The following is a 437-nucleotide window of genomic DNA, read 5'->3' on the forward strand; positions in this document are numbered from 1 at the left end:
CTCAAATCAGATAAGGCTACCCGCTGAATTGAAGCATCTTAGTAAGCGGAGGAAAAAGAAAATAACCATGATTCCCTTAGTAACGGCGAGTGAAGCGGGAAGAGCCCAGCGTGAAAATCCCTTTCGGCGCGCCAGCGCGGGCAGGGAGTTGTAGGGTGAAGAGGGATGCTGCAGCGCGTGCCGAGTCTAAGTGCGTTTGGAATGCGCCGCCAGAGAGGGTGAGAGCCCCGTGAGTTGCTCGGGATGACATGCGCAGACGAATAGTGTCCCATTGGCGAGTCGCGTTGCTTGGGAGTGCAGCGCAAAGTTTGGGAGGTAGAGCCCTCCTAAGGCTAAATACTGGCAAGAGACCGATAGCGAACAAGTACCGTGAGGGAAAGATGAAAAGAACTCCGAAAGGAGAGTGAAATAGGACTTGAAATCGTGCAGAAGAAAGC

General features: G+C 53.1%; 1 rRNA gene. It reads left to right on the forward strand.

The window, feature by feature from the left end:
• Window positions 1–427: ribosomal RNA gene (locus DC28_RS16585) — 23S ribosomal RNA — on the forward strand; the annotation flags it as partial.
• Window positions 428–437 lie beyond the last annotated feature (10 nt).

Origin of the sequence: Spirochaeta lutea, from assembly GCF_000758165.1 — a bacterium.
GTDB lineage: Bacteria > Spirochaetota > Spirochaetia > DSM-27196 > Salinispiraceae > Spirochaeta_D > Spirochaeta_D lutea.